This is a genomic window from Caballeronia sp. (assembly GCF_049581465.1).
Classification (GTDB): Bacteria; Pseudomonadota; Gammaproteobacteria; order Burkholderiales; family Burkholderiaceae; genus Caballeronia.
The window spans coordinates 1-5188 of sequence record NZ_JBAUSA010000951.1 but is presented as its reverse complement, the minus strand read 5'-3'; the positions used below and the strand labels follow the sequence as shown (position 1 = coordinate 5188).

The 5188-nt window shown below is 58.5% G+C and carries 4 protein-coding genes; all 4 read right to left on the bottom strand.

Going from position 1 to position 5188, the window contains the following annotated elements; all coding sequences use genetic code 11:
- Nucleotides 1–587, bottom strand: a 587-nt coding sequence (locus WCA53_RS23315; protein WP_423916032.1) for a hypothetical protein, incomplete at its 3' end; no start/stop codon positions are given.
- 13 nt (nucleotides 588–600) lie between these two features.
- Entirely contained in the window at nucleotides 601–3786 is a 3186-nt protein-coding gene (locus WCA53_RS23310) for a hypothetical protein (RefSeq protein ID WP_423916030.1), read from the bottom strand.
- A 50-nt stretch (nucleotides 3787–3836) separates the two neighbouring features.
- The gene (locus tag WCA53_RS23305; RefSeq protein WP_423916027.1) at nucleotides 3837–4775 is read right to left on the bottom strand and encodes a glycosyltransferase; all 939 of its coding nucleotides are present in this window, start codon (nucleotides 4773–4775) and stop codon (nucleotides 3837–3839) included.
- A gap of 19 nt (nucleotides 4776–4794) precedes the next feature.
- A partial coding sequence (locus WCA53_RS23300; protein WP_423916024.1) for a hypothetical protein occupies nucleotides 4795–5188 on the bottom strand: 394 nt, incomplete at its 5' end.

Below are 5188 nucleotides of genomic sequence, written 5' to 3'. Positions count from 1 at the left end.
GGACTGGAGGTGGGCGGGACCTGACGGGGAGCTATCGCAACCGCGCCGGACGCCCCAAACGCCTGCTGCTCTTTCCAGAGCTCAAGCCGTATCGCGGAGATCTGGTCGCCAAACGTCGACTTGTTCCCATCGCGAAAGCTCAAGGGATTGAGCCTCTGGAGTGGTCCGCCCCGGGCGGAACCCTCGGGGCTGTAGTTCGGATTCGTCGCCACGAACTGAGTGAGAAATTTCAGATAGGAAGAAGCCTGACGACTCGGATAGGAGACGATCAGCTGCTTGGTGAAGTCGGTTACCTGGTAATTCTCGACGAATGTATCCGGCTTGAAGATTGCTTCCCATACGTCCGGATTCAGCGCTTTCAGCGCGTTCGGGTCGGGAGCAACCGTCGTCGAATGGGCGCCGCACGTAATCTTGAATTTGATACCGTGAGCCTGGACCTGTCTCGTCCAGTTCAGGATGTCGGGAAATGCGGCCAGGATTGCGCCCCCCTCGAGCCGCGGCGTCATAAAGAGTGATAGCTTGAGCTTCTTCCGCTTGCTATCCAAGCCATTGGGCAGAGTTGCCAAAATCAGTGTCTGGCTCGCCATTTACGGTCCCCTCTTAACCAGCAAACGCCAAGCAGTAGTCATGCCAGTTCTTTTCGCTGATCATGTCGGCGATCTTCGGATCGCCGCTGCCGCTGCCGAAACTTCTCTCCACCGACACGCTCACTGAGAGGCTGAAGAAAATGATATGAACCGCAATCGTCAGCGTCGCCCGACCCTGTACTTTGTCGCCCTGTGCGGTGTGAATAAAGCTCAGGCTGAGGTTGAGGTCGATCGAAATCGAGATGATTCCGAGAACCGATACTTCGCCACCGATATCCACAAAGCCGGTCAGCGTGGAGTTGGATCCCGACAACTGGAAATAGATTCCCGCCATGACGTGAACGCCGCCGGAAGCAACGCCAACATCGAACGAAAATTCCCCTCCGAATTCCAGAGCACCCTCGACCATCTGAATGCCGTCTGCGGTGAGGACAAGGTGGACAAACCCGCCGCCGCCGAGGCACTCGACCGTAATCAGAAACGGACTGCTGCGTTTGGCGAAGGCGAACTCGAATCCTGGTTTGCCGTCGAGGTAAGGAAGATCCACGCCGGCAGTAATCGAGATGTGCTCGAGCGCGAAAACCCCGATCGAAATCGAGGGAAGGCTGAGCGTATAGGAGACTTTCAGCTCAGTGGCCGTGAGGTCGATTGACGGACCGCTGTTCCCGAACAAGCCTGGCGGAAGAATATCGGCGAGAGTTTGAATGAAATGCAGCGGACCCAGGAACCGTATCGCGTTCTGCTTGGCCAGTTTCACCGTCACCATGGTTTTCGACCCGTTGACGGATGAGAACTTGATGGTATCGATCTCGATCCCGACCACTCCAAGCAACGTGATCAGAAAGTGATCCAGACTGCCCTGAATTTTCGACTGCGGCGAGGCGCCGTTGAGCGGCCTGACAAGCGTGCCCTCCAACGAGAGCGTCGAGTTGTTGCCATCGCTGTTGAATTTAATCTCAATCGGATCAATCGAGTAGTCCGTAAGATCCGGGGACCACTTGACTGTAGTGACAACCTGAGTTGGCTGCTTCTTGTTGGGTACGTATTTGCTTCGGATCTCGGGAGCATTCTTGAGACTGGCGGCCTTATGGGTGATCTGGTCTACCGGAATCAGATCGGCCAGGGGGATCGTGCCGAAAAGTTTCGGCTGGACGGAAAGACCACCGAAGAAGAGGCTTGGTTGAATTAGCCCGTGAGCGGCATCGTCCGCGGAGCCGGCGACCATGCCTTTCCTCGCGGAGAGCGCGGTGACGGTGAACCCTGGCGTGGCGAATCCGCCGGCCTTATTTGCGCTGAAACTGATCTCTGGCAGACTGCCGCCGGAGAGACCGAGAACATTGACGAACACTCCCGCGTTGGCGTCGAGGCCGGTCTGGAGGTAAGGCTGATAGAACTGAATATCGACGGGCGTCGTGACGCCCAGGAGTTCCTCAATGCTCGGGACCGTCACTTGAGCTTGAGATAGTGTGGGAATAAATGGCGCTGTGGCGAATGGGAATCCGCCAATGATTTGGGTATCGAAAAAGAGGCCCGACGTTTTCAGGACGGTATCGCCTGCGTTGGGGTCCGCATAGGTCACCTTCTTCCCATTAGCGGAAGAGATCGGGCCGAAGCCGCCTTTCACGTAATTCGCTTTGACGGCGGCAACATTGTCCTCGCTCACGCTGACGAAGATCATGGGAGCGAGAAAATCGATGTGCGCGCCGGAAAGGTCCTGACCCGTGCAATGGAACTGGAAATTCACCGTGCCGATGGTGACCCAGAATGAATCCTGCGAAGGCGAGGCGGAATTTGCGGCGCCGGGCGCATCGATATCAGGCGTGACTTTCGTGTCGATGCGAACAAGGTTGAAGAAAGGGTTCTCCCGTCCGCCAAAGCTGTAGGCCTTTGTATCGTAGGACTTCTCCTGCTCGCGCACCACAATGTACATGTGCTGGCGCAGCATTGCGGTAACGGATGAGCGGGAGCCGGGACCTCCGTTGGGAACGTTTTCAGCCGGAACAAACTTGCGCTCCGTCACCTTGACCAGCGTGGCGGCGTGACCGAACGGGTAAAGGTACCCCTCGTAGACGACCTTCACATAGTGATCGCGGCCTTCGGTGGCGATATGGTCCCACTCGGTGAGGTCAAGCGCGACGGTTTCGAACAATGCCCTGGCGTCAGTCGCAGGTGAGCTGAGAACGGTGCGCTTGACCCGGGCTGTTGGGCCCGGCGGCGGCTTAGGAACCGGTCTGGACTCCGGCATTCGGATGATCAGTTGAACGTCGTAAAGCGGAACCGGAGACCAGGTTCCGCGAGAGGTCAGCCATCCGCCCAGAGCCGAAAGGAACAGCCGGCTGGCGCTCACCGGCTTCGGTTTCCAAGGTCCCTGTTGCCCTCCAGTCTGCAGGGTGAAATAACCCTCCGTGCCGGAGGTGAGGATGACAATCTGCGCGCGGTCACGGGGGGAGAGCGCTCCGCGAAATGGCGTCAGATCGAGCGTATGGTCGGGAAGCGCTTTGTGGTCCTGAAAATCAGGTGACCAGATCGCACGCAGCGGCATCGTGGTTTTCGGACCGGCTTCCTGGAGGACCTCGGTCGTTTTATTATCTTTCGTGGTCTTTACGACCTTGGCGAGGCGCGTGTGCCAGAGTTCTCTCTTTCCGCTGTGGGAAACCGGCGCAAGCGCATTGACCCATTTAGCACCCGAACCCGGGGAGAGGATCAGCCGGTAGGGAATCTCAAGCGCGGTTACATCCGCTATAGGAGCGGTAATCGGCGGTGGCGCGGCTGTCCCCTTGGCCACTGAGGAAATCACCAGATTCAGCTTCGACCAGTCCAGCAGCGACTGAAGCTGATAGGGAATCTTCGTGATGTTCTTTGGCAACTGAAAAGCCAGCCGGCTCGGGCCGGCCATGCGCGCCGGGGTTTGACCGTCGGGATCCAGCTTGTCGTCTGTGGTTTCCAGAGGTGGCGGCGGAGGGGCTCCGGGCGGCGACTGGTTGAAATTGGGCTGGGATTTTATGTTGCCTACTTCGAAATACGCCCGCTCGGCAATGCTCTGCGGCGGGAAGGTAACGATCAGGAAGGCGGGAGATGACTTGTCATCGATAACGAGAGCCGGCTTCTTCGGGTTCGAGGTATCCAGCTTTAGATTGTGCGCATCAATGCTCAGATTGACGAGATCGTCAGGGCGCAGAATATCGATTTTGAAACTCATTTCAGAGGTCCCCAGCCTGTACTTGCCGGCCGGCCGGAGTCCGGCCGGCGTCAGATGATCTCTCCGCCCGCCTGGTTCTTCATGCCGAAATAATCTACGAGCCACTGAAAAGGCCGCCGCTGGTGTTCCTCCAGAAAAGCGCGCCGCTGCCATACGTCGCTTTCGTTCACGCGGTGCAGGGCCTCGGAAAACAACTCCGGATACTGCAGCGAATAGTAACGGAGCATCTGCATGCACCCGAGTTCGCTCAGATACAAGAAGCCAAACCGAATACAGTTATGAATCCAGAACGACCTCACCTCGTCGATGAAATTGGCCAAGACATCTTTCGGCTTGAACTCATGCTCGACGAGCAGGTCGCCAACAACCATGACGTCGGCGCCCTGCAGCCAGGCGCGAATGCTGAACTCGGCCTCGCCCGCGCCGTAGAGAATCATGCCGGAGTCGTATCCGCCGAGGCGATTGAAGAGTTCTCGCGGCATAACCGTCGCGTGGCATGGTGCGATGGGAACATGCGCAACGCCATCAACAGGGCCGTTGTTCCACGACGTGCCCATGAACGGAATCAGAAGATCACACCCGTAGCCACGAAAAGGAGAGCCAGGCACAGCCGTAGTGCCGGACAGCACGCGATTCGGCGCCAGATGGTAAAGAACAAGCTCGTCCCATCCCTCGGAAAACCGCACGTGAGCGTCGGTTCCGAACAGGATTTCCCCGCTCGCAAAACTCGCGGCGTGATTGCGCGTTTTATAGATTCCCTGCTGTTCCTCAAGCCGATGGACCTGAATGTCGATCCTCGCTTCTTTGAGAAGCTCGGGCACGGCGGCGACCAGACACGCCACCGTGTCGTCGATCGAGGCGTCATCCACTATGACGAACTCAACGCGCGCCTCCGTGGTGCGGGTGCGCGCAATGGACTGAATTGTGGGAGCAAGTTTCGCCCCCTCGTTGCGCGCGGGAATGACGACGCTGATGTCTGGCAGAGGCATTGGGCAACCCCTCTTAGCTTTAGCTCTTCCTGCAAGCCATAGAAGCGATTGCCGTGATGCTGGTCATCGCGGTCTGGGCGGTTGTCGATACCTGAGCAACGATGGCAACCATAGCGGTTATCGAGGGGCAGCAGCAATCGCTGCGTGCGACGCCTAGCATGCCGGCCATACCTCCCCCGGTTACGCCAGCTCCTGGGCCGGTTCCACCGATTGAACCCGTACCGGTACCGCCGCCCGTGCCACCGCCGCCGGTACCTGTACTACCTGTGCCTGTACTACCCGTGCCTGTGCCACCGGTGCCACCACCCGTACCCGTACCTGTGCCGCCAGAACCCGTCCCACCACCGCCAGAACCCGTCCCGGTTCCACCTCCGCCCGCGCTGGGTGTGCCGCCGCCAGAACCCGTCCCACCC

Coding starts and splice junctions, on each gene's coding strand:
- WCA53_RS23310 (WP_423916030.1), bottom strand. CDS start 3,786: ATGAGTTTCAAAATCGATATTCTGCGCCCTGACGATCTCGTCAATCTG.
- WCA53_RS23305 (WP_423916027.1), bottom strand. CDS start 4,775: ATGCCTCTGCCAGACATCAGCGTCGTCATTCCCGCGCGCAACGAGGGG.